At 60.3% G+C, this 18328-nt stretch carries 20 protein-coding genes; 12 read left to right on the top strand and 8 right to left on the bottom strand.

The features are described from left to right. Positions 1-12: 12 nt before the first annotated feature. From PHI30_RS07565 to PHI30_RS07585, 5 genes are all read left to right on the top strand, one after another. Positions 13-1785: a V-type ATP synthase subunit A gene (locus PHI30_RS07565; protein ID WP_300026174.1), complete on the top strand. Its 1773-nt coding sequence runs from the start codon at positions 13-15 to the stop codon at positions 1783-1785. After that, entirely contained in the window at positions 1785-3170 is a 1386-nt protein-coding gene (locus tag PHI30_RS07570; protein ID WP_300026080.1) for a V-type ATP synthase subunit B, read from the top strand. The genes PHI30_RS07565 and PHI30_RS07570 overlap by 1 nt, the downstream gene beginning before the upstream one ends. Positions 3171-3184: 14 nt before the next feature. Beyond that, positions 3185-3886, top strand: a complete 702-nt coding sequence (locus PHI30_RS07575; protein ID WP_300026083.1) for a V-type ATP synthase subunit D — start codon at positions 3185-3187, stop codon at positions 3884-3886. 34 nt (positions 3887-3920) lie between these two features. Next, positions 3921-4403, top strand: a complete 483-nt coding sequence (locus PHI30_RS07580) for a heme-degrading domain-containing protein (RefSeq protein ID WP_300026085.1) — start codon at positions 3921-3923, stop codon at positions 4401-4403. 127 nt (positions 4404-4530) lie between these two features. After that, positions 4531-5736, top strand: coding sequence for an FprA family A-type flavoprotein (locus PHI30_RS07585; RefSeq protein ID WP_300026087.1), 1206 nt, complete (start codon positions 4531-4533; stop codon positions 5734-5736). Positions 5737-5854: 118 nt separating this feature from the next. Here PHI30_RS07585 and asnA read toward each other — a convergent pair whose 3' ends face one another. The 3 genes from asnA to gltX are packed head-to-tail and all read right to left on the bottom strand — an operon-like array spanning position 5855 to position 9013. Continuing rightward, complete coding sequence (gene asnA / locus PHI30_RS07590; RefSeq protein ID WP_300026090.1) at positions 5855-6862, bottom strand: aspartate--ammonia ligase; 1008 nt, start codon at positions 6860-6862, stop codon at positions 5855-5857. Between the two features lie 34 nt (positions 6863-6896). Continuing rightward, positions 6897-7526, bottom strand: coding sequence for a stage II sporulation protein M (locus PHI30_RS07595; protein WP_300026093.1), 630 nt, complete (start codon positions 7524-7526; stop codon positions 6897-6899). Continuing rightward, positions 7523-9013, bottom strand: coding sequence for a glutamate--tRNA ligase (gene gltX, locus PHI30_RS07600; RefSeq protein ID WP_300026096.1), 1491 nt, complete (start codon positions 9011-9013; stop codon positions 7523-7525). Before gltX ends, PHI30_RS07595 begins: the two co-directional genes overlap by 4 nt. A 176-nt stretch (positions 9014-9189) precedes the next feature. Between gltX and trpS the strand changes: the two genes are divergently transcribed. Genes trpS through PHI30_RS07625 form a run of 5 tightly spaced genes read left to right on the top strand, consistent with a single transcriptional unit; the run spans position 9190 to position 13798 of the window. Continuing rightward, on the top strand, positions 9190-10197 hold the full coding sequence (gene trpS / locus PHI30_RS07605; protein WP_300026099.1) for a tryptophan--tRNA ligase: 1008 nt from the start codon (positions 9190-9192) through the stop codon (positions 10195-10197). A 12-nt stretch (positions 10198-10209) separates the two neighbouring features. Next, a complete protein-coding gene (locus tag PHI30_RS07610; RefSeq protein ID WP_300026102.1) occupies positions 10210-11346 on the top strand; it encodes an MraY family glycosyltransferase in 1137 nt (378 codons plus the stop codon). After that, entirely contained in the window at positions 11347-12492 is a 1146-nt protein-coding gene (wecB, locus tag PHI30_RS07615) for a non-hydrolyzing UDP-N-acetylglucosamine 2-epimerase (RefSeq protein WP_300026105.1), read from the top strand. It abuts the gene before it with no gap. A 36-nt stretch (positions 12493-12528) separates the two neighbouring features. Further along, complete coding sequence (locus tag PHI30_RS07620) at positions 12529-13278, top strand: hypothetical protein (RefSeq protein WP_300026108.1); 750 nt, start codon at positions 12529-12531, stop codon at positions 13276-13278. 31 nt (positions 13279-13309) lie between these two features. Continuing rightward, positions 13310-13798: a hypothetical protein gene (locus PHI30_RS07625; RefSeq protein ID WP_300026111.1), complete on the top strand. Its 489-nt coding sequence runs from the start codon at positions 13310-13312 to the stop codon at positions 13796-13798. Positions 13799-13885: 87 nt separating this feature from the next. Here the strand turns inward: PHI30_RS07625 and PHI30_RS07630 are convergent, their stop codons facing one another. The 4 genes from PHI30_RS07630 to nth all read right to left on the bottom strand — a co-directional run bounded on the left by PHI30_RS07630 (position 13886) and on the right by nth (position 15673). Further along, positions 13886-14242: a hypothetical protein gene (locus PHI30_RS07630; RefSeq protein WP_300026114.1), complete on the bottom strand. Its 357-nt coding sequence runs from the start codon at positions 14240-14242 to the stop codon at positions 13886-13888. Further along, positions 14235-14657, bottom strand: a complete 423-nt coding sequence (locus tag PHI30_RS07635) for a hypothetical protein (RefSeq protein ID WP_300026117.1) — start codon at positions 14655-14657, stop codon at positions 14235-14237. Before PHI30_RS07635 ends, PHI30_RS07630 begins: the two co-directional genes overlap by 8 nt. Positions 14658-14678: 21 nt before the next feature. Further along, positions 14679-14936, bottom strand: coding sequence for a hypothetical protein (locus PHI30_RS07640; protein ID WP_300026119.1), 258 nt, complete (start codon positions 14934-14936; stop codon positions 14679-14681). 98 nt (positions 14937-15034) lie between these two features. Then, complete coding sequence (nth, locus tag PHI30_RS07645; protein WP_300026122.1) at positions 15035-15673, bottom strand: endonuclease III; 639 nt, start codon at positions 15671-15673, stop codon at positions 15035-15037. 130 nt (positions 15674-15803) lie between these two features. Here nth and PHI30_RS07650 point away from each other — a divergent pair, with 130 nt between their 5' ends. Continuing rightward, positions 15804-17072, top strand: a complete 1269-nt coding sequence (locus tag PHI30_RS07650) for a replication-associated recombination protein A (RefSeq protein WP_300026124.1) — start codon at positions 15804-15806, stop codon at positions 17070-17072. On the opposite strand, the gene PHI30_RS07655 is transcribed toward PHI30_RS07650, so the two are convergent. Further along, positions 17053-17988, bottom strand: coding sequence for a S1 RNA-binding domain-containing protein (locus PHI30_RS07655; RefSeq protein ID WP_300026127.1), 936 nt, complete (start codon positions 17986-17988; stop codon positions 17053-17055). The two genes, PHI30_RS07650 and PHI30_RS07655, sit on opposite strands and share 20 nt — an antisense overlap. A 91-nt stretch (positions 17989-18079) precedes the next feature. Between PHI30_RS07655 and PHI30_RS07660 the strand changes: the two genes are divergently transcribed. Then, on the top strand, positions 18080-18271 hold the full coding sequence (locus tag PHI30_RS07660; RefSeq protein ID WP_300026130.1) for a DUF951 domain-containing protein: 192 nt from the start codon (positions 18080-18082) through the stop codon (positions 18269-18271). Positions 18272-18328 lie beyond the last annotated feature (57 nt).

An 18328-nucleotide genomic window follows, 5' to 3' on the forward strand; every position in this document is an offset into this window, starting at 1 on the left:
AGAAGGTATTCTATTTTGAGCGGTAAAGTAGTGAAAGTATCCGGACCGCTGGTGGTGGCCACCGGCCTCGCGGACGCCAACATGTCCGACGTGGTCCGCGTGGGTCCTCAGCGTCTGATCGGTGAAATTCTGACCATGAAGGGCGACTCCGCCTCCATTCAGGTCTATGAAGAGACCTCCGGCCTCGGCCCCGGCGCGGAGGTGGCAACCACCGGCGCGCCCATGAGCGTGGAGCTGGGGCCCGGCATGATCGAGGGCATTTACGACGGCATTCAGCGCCCGCTGCAAAAGATCGTGGAGAAGGTGGGCGCGTGCATCACCCGCGGCGTGGAGGTTTCTGCTCTGGACCATGAGAAGAAATGGGACTTCAACGCCACGGCAAAGGTCGGGGACCGCTTGACCGGCGGCGACATTTTGGGCACCGTGCAGGAGACCGCCTCCGTGCTCCATAAGGTCATGGTGCCGCCGAAAATGAGCGGCGTTTTGACGGAGATCCAAAGCGGCTCCTTCAACGTGACGGAGAAAATCGCCGCGCTGAAAACGGACGACGGCAAGGTCTTGCCTCTGACCATGACCCAGAAGTGGCCTGTCCGTATCGGACGGCCCTATACGAAGAAGTATCCCCCCAAGCGCCCGCTCTGCTCCGGTCAGCGGGTCATTGACACCATGTTCCCCATCGCCAAGGGCGGCACCGCGGCAGTTCCCGGCCCCTTCGGCTCCGGCAAGACCGTGGTGCAGCACCAGCTGGCCAAGTGGTCCGACGTGGATATCGTGGTCTACATCGGCTGCGGCGAGCGGGGCAACGAGATGACCGACGTTCTGCGGGAGTTCCCGGAGCTGAAGGACCCCCGCACCGGCGAGTCCCTGATGAAGCGGACGGTGCTCATTGCCAACACCTCCGATATGCCCGTGGCCGCCCGGGAGGCATCCGTCTATACCGGCATCACCATCGCCGAGTATTTCCGGGACATGGGCTACGACGTGGCGGTCATTGCCGACTCCACCTCTCGCTGGGCCGAGGCGCTGCGGGAAATGTCCGGACGTCTTGAAGAGATGCCCGGCGAAGAGGGGTATCCCGCCTACCTCGCCTCCCGCCTTGCCCAGTTCTATGAACGGGCCGGCAGCGTGGAGTGCATCGGCTCCGACGAGCGCCGGGGCAGCCTGACCGCCGTGGGCGCGGTGTCGCCTCCGGGCGGCGACCTGTCCGAGCCGGTATCTCAGGCCACCATGCGCATTGTCAAGGTGTTCTGGGCGCTGGACTCCGCCCTCGCCTACAAGCGCCATTTCCCGGCCATCAACTGGCTGAATTCCTATTCACTGTACCTCGACTCCCTGAAGCCGTGGTTCGATGAGAATTTGGGCGAGGGCTTTGTGAAAAACCGCACCAAGGCCATGAGTATTCTGCAAAACGAGTCCAGCCTCAACGAGATCGTCCAGCTGGTGGGTAAGGACGCCCTCTCTCCCGCCGACCAGCTGACGCTGGAGGTGGCCCGGATGGTCAGGGAGGACTTCCTGCAGCAAAACGCCTTCACAGACATCGACGGCTTCTCCTCCTATGACCGGCAGGAGAGACTGCTGGGTCTCATCATCCACTACGATCAGCTCTGCCGGGACGCCATCGCCAAGGGTGCGCAGGTGACGGAGCTGCTGGGGATTCCGGCCCGGGAGAAGATCGGCCGGGCCAAGAGCGTGCCGGTGGAGGAGTATCCCACGGCCTATACCGGGATTCAAACGGAGATGGAGCGCCAGATCGCCGACGTGACCGCACAGGGAGGGAAGTTCTGATGATTCGTGAATATAAAACCGTAGAGGAAATCGTCAGCCCTCTGATGATGGTCCGCATGGTGGAAAACGTCACTTACGACGAACTGGTGGAAGTGGAGCTGCGGGACGGCTCCGTCCGCCGGGGCAAGGTGCTGGAGGTCAACGGCGACACCGCCGTGGTCCAGCTGTTCGAGTCTGCCGCCGGCATCAACATGGCGGACGCCAAGGTGCGTTTCCTGGGCCACCCCCTGCAATTGGGCGTGTCCGGCGATATGCTGGGCCGCGTGTTCAACGGCATGGGCGCTCCCATCGACGGCGGCCCCGACATTTTGCCCGAGGAGTACCGGGACATCAACGGCCTTCCCATGAACCCCGCCGCCCGGGACTATCCCAACGAATTTATCCAGACCGGCGTTTCCACCATCGACGGACTCAACACGCTGGTCCGTGGCCAGAAGCTGCCCATTTTCTCCGGCTCCGGCCTGCCCCACGCGAACCTTGCGGCCCAGATCGCCCGGCAGGCCAAGGTGCGGGGCGACGCGGCGTCCAACTTCGCCGTGGTGTTTGCCGCCATCGGCATCACCTTCGAGGAGTCGGAATTCTTCGTCAGTGAGTTCCGCCGCACCGGCGCCATCGACCGCACCGTCCTCTTTTCCAACCTTGCCAACGACCCTGCGGTGGAGCGTATCGCAACGCCCCGTATGGCGCTGACCGCCGCCGAGTATCTGGCCTTTGAAAAGGGCATGCACGTGCTGGTCATCATGACCGATATCACCAACTACGCCGAGGCCCTGCGGGAGGTTTCCGCCGCCAAGAAGGAAGTTCCCGGCCGCCGCGGCTTCCCCGGCTATCTCTATACGGACCTTGCCACGCTCTACGAGCGGGCTGGCCGCCGTCTGGGCAGCGCGGGTTCCATCACCCTCATCCCCATCCTCACCATGCCGGAGGACGACAAGACCCACCCCATCCCCGACCTCACCGGCTATATCACCGAGGGTCAGATCATCCTCTCCCGGTCGCTGTACCGGCAGGGAATCCATCCCCCTGTGGACGTGCTGCCGTCCCTTTCCCGTTTGAAGGATAAGGGTATCGGCGAGGGCAAGACCCGGGAGGACCATGCGGGCACCATGAACCAGCTCTTCGCCGCCTACGCCACCGGCAAGGACAACAAGGAGCTGATGAGCATTCTGGGCGAAGCGGCGCTCACGCCCACGGACCTGCTGTACGCAAAGTTTGCCGACGAGTTTGAAAAGCGCTACGTCAATCAGGGCTATGAGGAAAACCGCTCCATTGAAGAGACGCTGGACCTTGGCTGGGAGCTTTTGAGCATCCTGCCCAAGGGCGAGCTTAAGCGGATCAAGCCGGAGCTGATTGAGAAATACTGGCCGAAAAAAGAGCAGGAATAAGGAGGGGGTAACCAATGGCGAATATCACGGTAAACCCCACCCGCATGGAGCTCACCCGCCTCAAGGGCAAGCTGCGCACCGCACAGCGGGGCCATAAGCTGCTCAAGGACAAGCGGGACGAGCTGATGAAGCAGTTTCTGGATACCGTCCGGGAGGTCCGCTCCCTGCGCGCCGAGGTGGAAAAAGAGCTGATGACCGTTCACCAGTCCTTCACCGTGGCCTCCGCGCTGATGAGCTCCGAGGCGCTGGAGCAGGCCCTGCTTTTCCCCAAGCAGAGCGTGGTCCTGACCCAGACCAGCAAGAACATCATGTCCGTCAACGTGCCGGTCTATCAGTTTGAGACGAAAACGAAATCGGACAGCGACATCTTTCCCTACGGCTTCGCCGCCACCTCCGGGGAGCTGGACACGGCGGTGGACGCGCTGGGCCGGGTGTTTCAAAAGATGCTGAAGCTGGCAGAGATTGAAAAATCCGCCCAGCTGATGGCGGAGGAGATCGAAAAGACCCGCCGCCGCGTCAACGCGCTGGAATACGTGATGATTCCGGACACCCAGGCCGCCATCCGCTATATCACCATGAAGCTGGACGAAAATGACCGCGCCACCACCACCCGGCTGATGAAGGTGAAGGAAATGATTTTGCAGGAGGCCATCGAGAAGAAGCGATCCGCCGATTTAGAGGCGGAAGCGCGCTATGCCGCAGGGCAAAACGGATAAAAAACACTGGAGAAAAAGAAAGGTGGAGTGACCCATGGAGGAGAACTTGAAGGAAGCGCTGGCGCGCCGGAAGTGGGAGGAAGAGACCTTGTGCTTTTCCGCATTTTCCAATGAGGACGCCCTGACGCTGGGCCTCAAGATCATTGAAAAGGCAAAGCAGCGGGGCGTGGCTGTGGCCATCGACATCACCGTCAACGGCACGGAGCTGTTTCATTACACCATGCAGGGGGCCAACGCCCGCAACGCCATGTGGATCAAGCGCAAGCAGAATATGGTGCAGGTCTCCCAGATCAGTTCTCTCCACGCCGGGCAGTTTTTGGAGAGCGAAGGGAAGGACCAGTGGAAGAACTGGCGCTTGAACGACACGGACTATACCTGCCTTGGCGGCGGCTTCCCCATTTTGCTCAAGGGCACCGGCGTCATCGGCGCGGTGGCCTGCTCGGGCCTGCCTCACGAGGAGGACCATCGGCTTTTGGTGGACTCCATCAGCGATTTGCTGGGCATCCACGCGGAATAATCAGCTTTTCGGAGCCTCCGGGAGTCCCGGAGGCTCCTGTTCTCCAAACGGAGAATTCCTTGACAAACCCGTTGGATTCGGATAGAGTAGCATTGTGAAAATTATCACCGGAAAGGGAGCGCGGACCATGCATTGCGTACGAACCATTGCGCCGGATGTCCTCTATGTGGGAGGGTCTGACCGGCGGCTGGCTTTATTTGAGAATATTTACCCCATTCCAAGAGGCGTTTCCTACAACGCCTATCTGGTGCTGGATGAAAAAACGGTTTTGCTGGACACGGTGGACAAGTCCGTGGGCGAGCGGTTTTTTGAAAATCTGGAATATGGTTTGCAGGGGCGGATGCTGGACTATGTGGTGGTGAACCACATGGAACCGGACCATGCCGCAACGCTCAGCGAGCTGCTGCGCCGCTATCCCGACGTGGAAGTGGTGGGCAGCGTCAAGACGATGTCCATGATCGACCAGTTTTTCGGTCTGGATCTCTCCGGCCACAGTCGAACGGTGAAGGAGGGGGACACGCTGATCTCCGGGCATCATACGTTCACCTTTGCCATGGCGCCTATGGTCCACTGGCCGGAGGTCATGGTGACTTACGATACCACGGAAAAAATCCTCTTCTCCGCAGACGCCTTCGGCACCTTCGGCGCGCTGGGTGGCAACCTCTTCGCCGACGAGCTGGATTTTCAGGGCCAGTGGCTGCCGGACGCCCGGCGGTACTATGCCAATATCGTTGGCAAGTACGGCGTGCAGGTGCAGTCCCTGCTGAAAAAGGCGGCGGGGCTGGACATTGCCATGGTCTGCCCGCTCCACGGTCCCATCTGGCGCAAGGATATCGGCTGGTTTGTGGAGAAATATCAGCGCTGGAGCACCTATACGCCGGAGGAGAAGGGCGTTTTCATCGCCTGCGCCTCGGTCTACGGCAATACGGAAAACGCGGCGGAGATCGTGGCTGCCCGTCTGGCGGAGAATGGCGTGCGGGAGATCGCCTTGTACGACCTCTCTCAGCACCCCGTGTCCGACATGGTGGGGGAGGCCTTCCGTTTCAGCCACTTGGTGCTGGCGGCCTCTACATATAATAATGGCATCTTCACCCCAATGGAAAACCTGCTGCTGGATTTGAAGGCCCATAACTTCCAGCGCCGCACGGTGGCTCTGATCGAAAACGGCTCCTGGGCGCCCCAGTCCGGGAAGCTGATGGCCGAACTGGTGGGCTCCATGAAGGAGATGACGGTGCTGCAAAACACCGTCACGCTGAAATCCACCGCGAAGGAAGACCAGCGCGCCGCCCTGGAAGCACTGGCCGACGCACTGGCGGCTGACATTCTGAGCTGAGCGCCGCTTTGGCAGCGGGCGCGGATATGCATAAAAAAACCTGGCCTGATCCACGATCAGGCCAGGTTTTTTGTATTTCTAACACGAAAATGAAAGGTATCTGCGTTGGAAAGACCGCTTATAAAAGGGTGATGCCGGCCTTTTCGCACGCTTCGGCAGTGGCGCTGTCCCAAAGACTTGCCTGCACCTCGCCGATGTGGCAGGTGCCCAGCAGCAGCATGCAAAGACGGGATTGCCCGATGCCGCCGCCGATGGACTGGGGCAGCTCGCCTTGCAGCAGCATCTGGTGGAAGGGCAGGTTTCGCCGCGCGTCGCAGCCGGCGAGGGTGAGCTGGCGGTCCAGCGCCCCGGCGTCCACACGAATGCCCATGGAGGAGATCTCAAACCGGCTTTCCAGTACCGGGTTCCACATGAGGATATCGCCGTTGAGGTCCCAGTCGTCATAGTCCGGGGCGCGGCCGTCGTGCCGCTTGCCGGATTTGAGGGTTTTGCCGATCTGCATGAGGAACACGGTGTGGTGTCTGCGGCAGATTTCCGTTTCCCGCTCGTTGGGGGAGAGGTCGGGGAAGCGGTCCTCCAGCTCCTGGGTGGTGATGAAGTACACGTCCCGGTCCGGGCGGAAGGTCAGAAGCGGGAAGGCGTTTCGCAGGGCGGTTGCGGTGTCGCAGATGCAGCCCACAATGTCCCGCACGGTTTCCTTCAGATAAAGGGCGTTTCGGTTGCACACGTCGATGTGCTTTTCCCAGTCCCACTGGTCCACATAGATGGAGTGGAGATTGTCCACCTCCTCATCCCGACGGATGGCGTTCATGTCGGTATAAAGCCCGGTGCCCAGCTTGAACTCATACCGCTTCAGCGCCAGACGCTTCCACTTGGCAAGAGAGTGGACCACCTGTCCGTCGGTCCCCACGTCCGGAATATCAAAGGAGACGGGGCGCTCCACGCCGTTGAGGTCATCGTTCAAGCCGGTTTTTCCGTCCACAAACAGGGGGGCGGAGACCCGGTGCAGGTTCAGCCGCACGGTCAGGTTGTGCTGAAAATCCGCATGGATCAGCTCAATGGCCCGCTGCAACTCGTTGTTGGTCAGGGGCATCCGGTAACCGGCGGGGATGGTCAGTTTGCTCATGTGATAAAACCAGTCCTTTTTATGTGAATTATAGTCAAAGAAGAATCGACATCAGAAGGGGCGTGACATAGGCCTCCAGCAAGGCTGCCGCGGACAGCGCCGGGACCAGCACCAACAGCAGCATCCGGCAAAGCAGCAAAAGACAGTCCGAAAGGGAGAGGGTATGCTCCCGCCCCCGGATCATCCGGGTCACCTGATCGCACAGGAATAAGCCGGTGGCGATGGCCAGCACCAGTGCCGGAAGCTCCACGACGCCGTGGGGGAGCAGCAGGGCAAGATAGATGAGGGGGGAAACGCCCTGCTGAGCGTACCACGCGCCAAGCACCCCAAGCATCATGGCATTGACGCCCAAAGTCATGGCAGGCATGCGCAGAAAGGGGATGAAGCCGTAGAGCATGATCATGGCGCAGGCCTGCACATTGTTGGAAAACAGGATCAGCGGGGAGATGGCGCCGGTATCGTCGATGGCGCCGATGCCGCCCAGCGTTTCAAGGACCTGATGCACCAGAAAATCCCGCAGCTCCGGCAGAGCCATGCTGGCGGCAAAAAACAAAGCTGCCAGCAAAAGAAAGGAGACGGCGGTGCGAAACACCTGGTAGGAAAATCCCTGCCGCCAGATGGCGGAGAAAAGGTCTTTGTACCGCTGCTTGAAAAGCTCTGTCATCCGCGCAGCTTCGTCATGCCGAGGCGCAGACGGCGAAGGGTTTCCTCCCGGCCCAGAATGCAGCACAGCTCCACCGCGCCGCCGGGCGTCACCAGCTTGCCGGCGGCGGCAATGCGGACGGGCCACATCAGCGTGGCGTTCTTCACGCCGAGAGAGACGGCGAGGTCGATCAGCGCGTCGTGAATGGCCTCCGTGGTCCAAGTCGGCAGGGCTTCCAGCACGGGGAGCGCCGCGGAGAGCATCTCCAAGGAGACGGCGGAATCGGTCTTGGACTTCTTATTCGTGAAAAACTCCACATCATAATCGGGGAGCGCGTCAAAAAAGTCCACCTTCTCGGGAATGTCCGTCAGCTTTTCGCACCGCGCTTGCAGCAGGGCCGCCACAGCGGCGGTGTCGATGGCGGGATTTTTTACGCTCTGGCGGATATAGGGCTTCGCCACGGCTGCAAATTCCTCCGCCGGAAGGGCGCGCAGATAGGTGGCGTTGAAATAGTCCAGCTTGGCCATATCAAAAATGGCGGGGGACTTGGAGATGCCCGCAATGTCAAAGGCATCCACCAGCTCCGCAAGAGAGAAAATCTCCTGCTCGCTGCGCTCGCCCTTGGGCGCCCAGCCCAGCAGCGCCACATAGTTCAAAACAGCGGCGGTGAGATAGCCCTGAGCAATCAGATCCTCGTAGGAGGGGTCGCCGTGGCGCTTGCTCATCTTGTTATGCTGGTCCCGCATGACGGGAGAGCAGTGGACGTAGGTGGGGATGTCCCAGCCGAAGGCCTCGTAGAGCAGATTGTACTTGGGCGCGGAGGAGAGATACTCACTGCCGCGCACCACGTGGGTGATGCCCATGAGGTGGTCGTCCACCACGTTGGCAAAGTTGTAGGTGGGCAGTCCGTCCCGCTTGAGCAGCACCTGATCGTCCAGCGTCTTGTTTTCCACGGTGATGTCGCCGAAGGACACGTCGTGGAAGGAGGTGGTCCCCTCGTGGGGGATGCGCTGGCGGATAACATAGGGCTTGCCGGAAGAAAGCTGGGCTTCCACCTCGGCTGGGCTCATGGCGCGGCAGGGATCGTCCCCACGGACAAAATTGCCGCTGTCCTCCTCGGACTCCGCCTTTTCGCAAAAGCAGTAATAGGCCGCGCCCTTTTCCACCAGCAGCTCGGCGTATTTGCCGTACAGCCCCCGGCGCTCGGACTGGATGTAGGGGCCGACGGGGCCGCCGATGTCGGGTCCTTCGTCGTGGGTGAGGCCGCACTCTGCCATGGTGCGGTAAATGACGTCCGTGGCGCCCTCCACCAGACGGCCCTGATCGGTATCCTCAATGCGGAGGAGGAAGGCGCCGCCGGCGTGACGGGCGATGAGCCACGTATAGAGGGCGGTGCGCAGATTTCCCACGTGCATGTAGCCGGTGGGGGAGGGGGCAAACCGGGTGCGGACCTTCCCCTTGGGGATCCGATCCTCCATCTCTTCAAAGAACTTCCTGTCAAGTGCCATGCAAGTACCTCCATGCCGGAATTTTTTACACAATATAACAAACTACATTATGGCTTTTATGAGGAAGAATGTCAAGGCCGGACTTGCGGTTTTTCAACGCCTGTGATACACTATATAAGTTAAATTGCGCCTTTTGACAGGGCGCTTTCAATAGAAAGATTTGAGGTGTTCCGACAATGGAAAACGAAGTGCACAAGAAGCGGATTTTAAGCGGAATTCAGCCCTCCGGCGATCTGACGCTGGGGTCTTATCTGGGAGCCATCAAAAACTGGGCGGCGCTGGCCGATGAATACGACTGCTATTATATGATGGCGGACATGCACACCATCACGGTCCGGCAGGTGCCTGCGGACCTGCGCCGACATACGCTGACCCAGCTTGCGACCTATATCGCCAGCGGCCTCGACCCGGAGAAGAACGTGCTGTTCGTCCAGTCTCACGTCCCGGCCCACGCCCAGCTGGGCTGGGTGCTGGATTGCTATACCATGTTTGGCGAGCTTTCCCGCATGACCCAGTTCAAGGACAAGTCCGCCAAGAATGCGGACAACATCAACGCGGGCCTCTTCACCTATCCGGCCCTGATGGCGGCGGACATTCTGCTCTATCAGGCGGACCTGGTGCCGGTGGGGGGCGATCAGAAGCAGCACGTGGAGATCTGCCGGGATATTGCCACCCGTTTTAACGGTATCTACGGGGACGTATTTAAAATTCCGGAGCCGTATATTCCCCCGGTGGGCGCCCGGGTGATGAGCCTGACCTCCCCGGAAAACAAGATGTCAAAGTCGGACAAGGACCCCGGCGGGTGCGTCTACATGCTGGAAAAGGCGGAGGACATCCTGCGTAAATTCAAAAAGGCCGTGACGGACTCGGACGCCTGCGTGCGCTTCGACCCGGCTGCAAAGCCCGGCGTTTCCAACCTGATGCAGATTTATTCCGTTGCCACCGGCAAGACGTTCGACGAGATCGAGCGGGAGTTTGACGGCCGGGGCTACGGCGATTTCAAAACCGCCGTGGGCGAGTCCGTGGTGGAGCTGCTGCGCCCCATCCGGGAGGAGACGGAGCATCTGCTTGCGGACAAGAGCTACCTTGAGAGCGTGTACCGCGCGGGCGCGGAAAAGGCCAGCCATGTGGCGGATCGCACCGTGGGCAAGGTCTACAAAAAAGTGGGCTTTTTGGCGCGCTGACGGAGGACGAACATGCCATTGAATAATCAGCTGATCGCCTATGTGGTTTTGGCGCTGCTTGTGGCGCTGGTCATCAGCTTTCTGATGACGCCGGTGGTCAAGACGTTTGCCTATAAGGTGGGCGCCATCGACGTGCCCAAGGATGCCCGCCGGATGCATAAGGTGCCCATTCCCCGTCTGGGGGGGCTTGCTATCTTCATCGGCTTTATGGTGAGCATCCTGCTCTTCATCAATATCCGCGGCAACGTTCAGATGCAAAGCATCCTGCTGGGCGCGGTGGTGATCGTGGTTTTGGGCGTGGTGGACGACATCATGGCCCTGCCCGCCATGTTTAAGTTCGTGGTGCAGATTTTGGCGGCCCTCATTCCCGCCACCCACGGCGTGACGATTCTGGCGTTTTCCAATCCCAATATTTTTTCCGAAAATCTCTACTGGGTGCTGGGCGGGCTGTCCGTCCCCTTCACGGTGCTCTGGATCGTGGCCATCACCAACTCCGTGAATTTGATCGACGGGCTGGACGGCCTTGCCAACGGCGTTTCCGCCATCTCCGCCACCACCATGCTGGTCATCGCCCTGATGGCCTCCGAGACGCAGGTTGCCATTGTGATGGCGGCGCTGGTGGGCGCGTGTGTGGGCTTCATGCCCTACAACCTGAACCCCGCCAAAATGTTCATGGGAGATACCGGCGCAACCTTCTTGGGCTTTATTCTCGCCACCATGTCCATTCAGGGCCTGTTCAAGTATTACGCGGTCATCTCCTTTGTGGTGCCCTTCCTCATTCTGGGCCTGCCCATTTTTGACACGGCCTTTGCCTTTATCCGGCGGATCGCCCACGGGCAAAGCCCCATGCATGCCGACCGCAGCCACATTCACCACCGGCTTATCGACATGGGGCTGAGCCAAAAGCAGGCGGTGGCAACGCTGTATGTGATCTCCGCCATTCTGGGCCTTTCCGCCGTGGTGCTGACCACCGGCGGCGAGCAGAAGGCCATGCTGTTTTTTGCCGCGCTGTGCATTGTGGCCATCGTGACCGCCCGGGTGGTGTTTCCCAAGGAGGTCAAAGAGGAAATGCACGAGGAGCTGGAAGAGCTGAAGGAACACGGACATCATCCGCAGGAGCCGGAAGAGAAGAAAGACGAGGAATCGTAAATGGACAAGCTTCGTATTATGAGCGTATTCGGCACCCGGCCGGAAGCGATTAAAATGTGTCCGCTGGTGAAGGAACTGGCCCGCCGTCCGGAGATCGAGAGCCTTTGCTGCGTCACCGCCCAGCACCGGCAGATGCTGGACAGCGTGCTGGAGGTCTTTGACCTGAAACCGGATTACGATTTGGACATCATGACGCCCCGGCAGACCCTTTCCACCATCACCAGCAAGTGCCTCACCGGGATGGACGAGGCCATTGACGCCCTGAAACCGGACATGATCCTGGTCCATGGCGACACCTCCACCACCTTCGCGGGGGCCTTGTCCGCCTTTTACCATCAGGTGCCTGTGGGGCACGTGGAGGCAGGCCTTCGAACCTATGACAAGTATTCTCCCTTTCCGGAGGAAATGAATCGAAAGCTGGTTTCCGCCATTGCGGACCTCTATTTTTGCCCCACGGTGAACAATCAAAACAACCTCCTGGGAGAGGGGATCACCAAGGGCGTGTTTATCACCGGAAACACGGTCATCGACGCGCTGAAAACCACCGTTCGCCCGGACTATCGCTTTTCTACCGAGGAGCTGAACGACCTGCCCTACGGGGAGAAGAAGATCCTTCTCGTGACCTGCCACCGGCGGGAAAATTACGGGGAGCCGATGAAAAATATTATGCTGGCGCTGCGCCAGATCGCGGAAGCCCACGAGGATGTGGAGCTGGTGTATCCCGTTCACCTCAGCCCGGTGGTCCGGGAGGCGGTGGACCGGTATCTCCGGGGAGCGCCCCGGGTCCATCTGATCGATCCCCTGCCCGCCGACGAGATGCACAATCTGATGGCGCGGTGCTATCTGGTGCTGACGGATTCCGGCGGCTTGCAGGAGGAGGCGCCTGCCCTTGGCAAGCCCGTTTTGGTGCTGCGCCGGGAGACGGAGCGTCCGGAGGCCGTGGACGCCGGGACGGTGAAGCTCTGCGGCGTGGCGCAAGACGATATTGTGACCATGGCGGAGCGGCTGATCTGCGACGAGGAGGCCTACCGCCGGATGGCCCATGCGGTGAACCCCTATGGAGACGGGAATGCCTGCCGGCGCATCGCGGACGCTATCCTTTGGCATTTTGGCCGGGGCGAGCGCCCGGCGGACTATCAGGCGTAAAAAAGAGCGGGAGGAAACCGGGGAGGAGGCGGCGCGTTGGATAAACGAAAGCGGAATTGGATCACGTGGGCCTTCGTGACGCTGACCATTTTGACGGTGGCGCTGATGCTGGGCAACACCCTGCGCCGCACCACGCATATCGAGCTGCCCGCGTCCGCCTCGGTGCCCGACGACCCAGGCGGGGAAACGCCTGAAAACGACGGCGGAGCGCTGAGCGTGGTGGAGGTGACGCCCCGGACGGTGCGCGCCGCCGTGGAGACGCTCAAAAGGCCCGCCGCATACAGCCGGACCGTGACGGTGGAGCAGATCTGGAGCGGCGGCAGCAGCACGGAGAACGCGTCGGTGGCGGTTCTGGACGGCTGGACCCGTACGGACCGGACGCTGACGACGGGGCAGGTCCGCCACACGCTGACAGACGGGGAGACCACCTACATCTGGTATAACAGCGAGACCGCCGTTTACGCGGCGCCTGCCGGGGAGATTTCCGCCGACAATGAACAGGCAATCCCCACATACGAGGATATTCTGGAGTTGGAAGAAGAAGAGATTACTGCGGCGGATTACCGCACGATCTCCGGCTTAAACTGCATCTACGTGGAGACGGCCGCAGATGAGGGCGGGTATGTGACGCGCTACTGGGTCAGTGTGGACACCGGCCTTCTGGCGGTGGCGGAAAAACTGCTGGACGGAGAGACGGTGTATCGCATGGCGGCGCTGACGGTGGCGGCAGCGCCCGCGGCGGCGAACTTTACGCTGCCGGACGGACGAGTTTTGCTGGACACATAGACGCAGCGCGTCTGCTCAAGAGGGAGATACGATGAAGAGAATGGCGTTATCAATGCTCCTTGTCCTGTGCATGTTCGCCCTTGTGTCTTGCGGACAAAGCGGAGAATCGCCCGAAACCGCTGAAGAAAGCGGCAGCGGCGCGGAGGATGGGGAGATCGCGCAGGAAACAGAATGGACCGCCCGGGAGATAGAAGCCTTATTTTGTCAAAAAAACGCCAATGCCGACTGGTCCGTCGTTGACTGCGTTGCCGCTGCGGATTTTGCTTTTGAGCGGGTGGGCGTTGTGCTGTTTACAGATGTGAAAGAGCAGACAAGCAATCTCGCCTTCATGGATCAAGACGGTAATTGCCAGCGGTGTGGAATCCATGCCAAAACGCACATGGAAAGCGAATTGACCTACTTGGGAAACGGTGTGGTCACGGTTCAATTGGAAACGCAGGACGGCGCTGCGTATACCTGCAAAATCACGTTTTCAGCGGAAGACGGCAATGTGCATTTTGTGGTGGAGGACGATTTGTAAAAAGACGTTTCAGGGCGGCATTGTTAAAAACAATGCCGCCCTGAAACGATACGCTGGTTGGAAAGTCGCCGGGGCGCTGCCTCTTTTTCACAGGATCAAAAGCAAGCCAAGCGCCACCAGCAGCTCCTCGTCCGCATCCTCCCGGAAGAGAAAGAAGAGAAGGCCCAGAAGCAGAAGATCCCCGGTGTCCACATGGTCCAGATGCAGCTGGTCCAGAATGTGGCGTAAAAATCCGGTGAGTCCGTCAGTGAAGGCGCCGGACCGTGGCTCCGGACCGCCCGGGGGTGGAGGCGGGGGCGGAGGGGGCGGCTGCGGTCCGTGCCCCCCCGGCGGCGGTGACTGCGGCCCCCGATTCCCCGGAGGGGGCGGCGGCGTTTGGCGGCGATCCTCCTCCGGAATGTGCGTATAGGTGCCGTTGTCGTTTCGAATGTAGCGGTTATACATGCCTCACTCCCCCCATCCCGACAAAAATTTTTTGCCCAGATGGAAAAGACGGGCCAGCTGCAGCGCGCTCGACCTTTTCCTGCCGTTCCTCTTTCAGATAGGGCCGTAGGGCGAAGAGCAGCTGCCGGGCATTGGAGTCCTGCTGGCTGCCCAGCTCCTGCACCAGAGGCAGCAGCTTGATCAGGAGCTTTGGGTCCAAACCGCCGGTCAGGGAGGAGAGCAGGTCCGGGCTGAAGTTTGGCATCGACTGTCCGCCGGGGGCTGCGGGCGTTGGAGGAGGCGGGGGCGGCGACTGCTGCTGGGGCGGCGGCGTCTGCGTCTGCCCGCCGGAGAAGGACTGGGCCAGCTGCATGATCTGGGCCATGGCGTCCGGATTGGACAGCAGACTATTCAGTTTTTCGTCAAACTCAGCCACGCCCGTCACCCGCCTTTCCGCTTATTTCTGGATCGCTTTGTTGATACGCTCTACTAGCTCCGCACCGCCGGGGCTTTGCATGACCTGATTTACCAGCTTTACCATTTCCACGGGATTGCCCCGGGCGGCGGATTGGGCTGCATGCTGCAAGCCCGCGCCCCGATCGCTCTGGGTCAGCATCTGCATGAGTGCCTGCCCGTCCCGGGACCGCATCAGGGACTGGAGCATGGCAGGATTGCTTTTGAGCTGTTCGACCAGCCGGGTAGTATTTTCGTCCATAGTGCCTCCTTGGAGTTCAAAAGATGATCGGTTCCAAAACAGTATATGTTGACAAATGAAAAAAAGTGCCTGCGCAGCCGCGCAGGCACAGAAAATCGTTATTTTGCGGCCTTCCCGGTGTCGCAGTCCCGGCGGAGGGGACAGCCCTCGCACTTGGGCGTGCGGGCGGTGCAGGTGTCCCGGCCGAAGAGGACCATCCGGTGGCAGAAGTCGGAGGATTCCCTGGGCGGAAGGACGGCGCGCAGCTGCCGCTCCACCGAGAGAGGGTCCTTGGACCCGTCTGTGATCCCCAGCCGGCCCGTGATGCGGATGCAGTGGGTGTCGCAGACGTAGGCGCTCTCGCCGTATACGTCGCCCAAAATCAGGTTTGCGGTCTTGCGGCCAACGCCCGGAAGGGCGGTCAGCTCTTCCATGGTGCCGGGGACCTTGCCGCCGTGCTCCGCAAGGAGCTTTTGCGCGCAGAGAACGATGTCCCGGGCCTTGCTGTTGAAGAAGCCGCAGGAGTGGATGTACGCGCCCACCTCCGCTATTTCCGCTTCCGCGAAGCTCTCCAGTGTGGGAAAGCGTTCATACAGCGCCGGCGTCACCTTGTTGACCCGCTCGTCGGTGCATTGGGCGGAGAGCCGCACGGCGAACAGCAGTTCATAATCCTTGTCGTATTGCAGGGAGCAAAGCGCCTCCGGATACAGCTCCTTGAGCGCGGCGATGATGCGGGCGAGGGCGGCTTTCGATTTCATGGCGTTCACCTCTTGTTGAGATGAAGTGAGTATACCACAAGTTTCGACAGCTGACCAGTGAAAAAACCATGGTAATTTTCTGCGAAATATGGTAAAATAAAAAGTCAGGACAGGGAAAGGTGGGATAGCCATGCAGCGCCCTTTGGCGGACGAGATCCGGCCGCAAACATTGGAAGAGGTTGTCGGCCAGCGGCATTTGCTCTCGCCCGGCGCGGTGCTCCGCCGCCTGATCGAAAGCGGCACCGATGCCAATATGGTCTTTTACGGACCCTCCGGCACCGGAAAGACCACCATCGCCAACATCATCGCGGCGAAAACCAACAAAACGCTCTATCGGCTCAACGCCACCACCGCGTCCTTGCAGGATATCAAAGACATCATTGCCGATGTGGGGACGTTGCTGGCGCCCGGCGGCGTGCTGCTGTATCTGGACGAGATTCAGTATTTCAACAAAAAACAGCAGCAGAGTCTGCTGGAATTTATGGAAAACGGGAAGCTGACGCTGATCGCTTCCACCACGGAAAATCCCTATTTCTACGTGTACAGCGCGCTGCTCTCCCGCAGCACGGTGTTTGAATTTAAGGCGGTGACCGCCGAGGAGGCGGAAGCCGCCGTTCTGCGGGCGCTGGAGGTGGAGCGCGGGCGCTCTCAGCTGCCGCTGGACTGGGAGGACGGGGTGCCGCTTCAGATCGCAACGGCCTGCGGGGGCGATGTGCGCAAGGCCATCAACGCTGTGGAGCTTCTCTCTCAGGCGGCGCAGCCCCGGGAGGGGAAGCTTTTCCTGACAAGGGATGATGCTTCACAGGTTGCACAGCGCAGCGCTATGCGCTATGACCGGGATGGGGACGCCCACTACGACATCCTCTCCGCGCTGCAAAAATCCATTCGGGGCAGCGACCCGGACGCGGCAGTCCACTATTTGGGGAGGCTCTTGGAGGCCGGGGACCTGCTCTCGCCCTGTCGGCGGCTGCTGGTGATCGCCGCGGAGGATATCGGGCTTGCCTATCCCATGGCGATGGTGGTGACGAAGGCCTGCGTGGATGCGGCGCTGCAGGTGGGGCTGCCGGAGGCGCGGCTACCTTTGGCGGAGGCCGCCGTGCTGCTGGCCACCGCGCCGAAATCCAATACGGCCCACAATGCCATTCTTGCCGCCATGGGTGATCTGCAAAAGGGAAAGAGCGGGGAGATCCCCCGCCAGCTGCAAAACGTCCACGCGGATACCACCGGCTTCGATAATCAGCAGCACTATCTCTATCCCCACGATTTCCCAAATCGCTGGGTGGAGCAGCAATACCTGCCCGACACGCTGAAAAACGCCCGCTATTACGAGTGGGGCGACAACAAAACGGAACAGGCCGCCAAGAGCTATTGGGAAAAGATCAAGGGGCGGACGCTGTGAAATCAGTCTCGATGGGCGCTCGCTCGAAGCCTGGCGGGGAATAGACCCAGTGGGTCAGCGTGCCGTCGGTGATCTGATAGGAAAGCGGTTCCGCCTCCATTGGCGCGGGCAGTTTTTCCACGATGTGCAGTTTGATCTTCATCCGTTCGGGGCGGATGCTTTTGATGTATACGGAGACGCCGTCTCCCGGCGTCAGCCCCTCGCGCACATCCGCAAGTCCCGAGAGATTTGGCATAAGCTCGATGAAGCTGCCGTATTCCTTGACGCTGCGGACGATGCCGCGCACCGTCTCGCCGGGGGCAAACCGGCTGGCGGTTTCCATCCACGTGCCAAGAAGCTCCCGGTGCGTCATGGTGATGCGGCGGGCCTCGCGGTCCACGGACCAGACCACCGCCAAAATCTTTTGCCCCTCACGGAACCGTTCCTTGGGGTGGGAGATGCGGGAGACGGAGATATGCTCGATGGGCAGCATGGCAATGATGCCGCAGCCGATGTCCAGAAAGACCCCGAAGGTCTCAAGCCGGGTCACCCGGCAGGTGAGGACCGTTCCCGGAACCAGGTGCTCCATGAAAAACGCCATCGCCGCCTCCTGCGCCGCCCGGCGGGAGAGCAGTGCCATCGGCGCGCCTTTTTCATCGGCATAGAGCTTTTGAACTGTAAAGCAAGTTTGCTTTCCGACTCTTGATATTACGGAAATATCACGATTTGAACCGCTGATCCAGGGGGCGATGGCCTCCCCGATGGGGATTTGTCCGGCTATGCTGCCAAGGGGCAGGTGAAGCGTGTGACTGGTGTCGCACCGCTGCACGGTTCCTTCCAGAATGGAGCCTTGCTCCAGCGCTTCTTTCAGGTCGGACAGTGCATACGTGTTGGGAGGGCGCAGTCCCTCCGGCGGAAAAAGTTGATTCAACGGCATGTTTGATCGCATCCTATCTGCCGCGCGTCGCGGCTTGACGTTTTATTGGTATCATATGCACAAGAGGAGACCGGATTGACAGGAGGCGTGTATGGATCTGCATTTGCATGATCGGGTAGAGTTAAAAAAAGCCCATCCCTGCGGGAGCACCCAATGGGAAATTCTGCGAGTGGGCATGGACATCAGGCTTCGTTGTCTGGGCTGCGGACATGAATTGCTGGTGCCACGCAGCAAGGCGGAGAAGAGTATCCGAAAGATCCTGACAAAGGAGGAGAGCGTATGAAAAAATCTGCGACCCGGGCCATTGCGCTGGCGCTGGTGGTGGTGATGATCGTGGCGC

Source organism: Oscillibacter sp., from assembly GCF_028693505.1.
Lineage (GTDB): Bacteria > Bacillota > Clostridia > Oscillospirales > Oscillospiraceae > Oscillibacter.